Source organism: Grimontia marina (assembly GCF_900060185.1).
GTDB lineage: Bacteria > Pseudomonadota > Gammaproteobacteria > Enterobacterales > Vibrionaceae > Enterovibrio > Enterovibrio marinus.
On sequence record NZ_FIZY01000175.1, the window covers coordinates 1 to 995 of the forward strand.

Below are 995 nucleotides of genomic sequence, written 5' to 3' on the forward strand. Positions count from 1 at the left end.
CTCAAACACACCGAGAAATGGCCAGTGGTTTGTCGATGCCTATTGGGTTTAAGAATGGTACCGATGGCAATTTAGCAACGGCAATTAATGCGATGCAGGCGGCATCATCCAGCCACCGCTTTATGGGCATTAATAGTGAAGGGCAAGTGGCCTTGCTTACCACACAAGGCAACCCAAATGGGCATGTCATTTTACGTGGCGGTAAGCAAACCAACTACGATTCAGTGTCGGTCACCGAGTGTGAGCAAGAGATGGCAAAACATAAATTGGATGCCTCGTTAATGGTGGATTGCAGCCATGCTAATTCACGTAAAGATTACCGTCGTCAGCCGTTAGTCGCTGAAGATGTGATTCATCAAATTCGTGAATGAAATCAGTCTATTATTGGTTTGATGATTGAAAGTCACCTCAATGAAGGTAATCAATCTTCTGACCTTCCTCGCAACGAAATGGAATACGGTGTATCGATTACGGATGCCTGTATTAATTGGTCATCAACTGAGGCACTATTACGACATGCTCATCAAGAGCTCGTTCCGTTCTTAGAAAATCGCCTAAAAAAAGGTGAATAAAGGGAAGTGCCATGGCTGTTGAACTTAACGAATTACGTGATCAAATTGATGCTGTCGATAAACAAATGGTCGAGCTGCTTGCACGCCGATTAGCTTTGGTTGAAAAGGTGGGGGAAGTCAAGAGCCGACATGGTCTACCGATTTATGCTCCTGATCGAGAAGCGGCGATGCTGGCTTCTCGCCGCGCTGAAGCGGAAAGAAAAGGCGTACCCCAGCAACTGATTGAAGATATTTTGCGCCGTACTATGCGTGAATCTTATGCCAGTGAAAAGGATTCTGGCTTTAAGTGCTTAAACCCAGAGCTGCGCTCTGTGGTGATTATTGGCGGTCATGGTCAACTTGGCGGCTTATTTGGCCGTATGTTCAAACTGTCGGGCTATCAGGTGAAAGTATTAGGCAGTAAAGATTGGCACCAAGCCGATG

At 46.0% G+C, this 995-nt stretch carries 1 protein-coding gene and 1 pseudogene; both read left to right on the forward strand.

Annotated elements, in window-relative coordinates:
• Nucleotides 1–572 (forward strand): annotated as a pseudogene (locus GMA8713_RS25785) (3-deoxy-7-phosphoheptulonate synthase); the annotation flags it as partial.
• 11 nt (nt 573–583) lie between these two features.
• Nucleotides 584–995 (forward strand): chorismate mutase (gene tyrA, locus GMA8713_RS25790; RefSeq protein WP_084387848.1); only part of this gene is annotated, 412 nt, incomplete at its 3' end.